This is a genomic window from Spirulina sp. CCY15215, from assembly GCF_016888125.1.
Taxonomy (GTDB): Bacteria; Cyanobacteriota; Cyanobacteriia; order Cyanobacteriales; family Spirulinaceae; genus CCY15215.
Genome location: NZ_JACSWA010000483.1, coordinates 1 through 211, shown reverse-complemented (window position 1 = coordinate 211; position 211 = coordinate 1). Strand labels below are relative to the sequence as shown.

Below are 211 nucleotides of genomic sequence, written 5' to 3'. Positions count from 1 at the left end.
TCATCCTACGTCGATTGCGACGGTCTATGTCTCTAGCCGGATTGATAAATTTCCGTGCTTTTACAGTACCGTCCGCACCAACTATAGCTGCTGTTGCCGCATTGTTAATCCCTAAGTCTACGCTACAAACATATTCTGATTCCTCTCTTTCGACTTTTTTAATCTTTACAGGCATGGAAAGCTGACAGGTTCTTTTGTTGACCACTAATGC

Annotated in this window: 1 pseudogene; it reads right to left on the bottom strand. The window is 43.1% G+C overall.

The window, feature by feature from the left end:
* A pseudogene (locus tag JUI58_RS16145) lies at nt 1-211 on the bottom strand (IS200/IS605 family accessory protein TnpB-related protein); the annotation flags it as partial.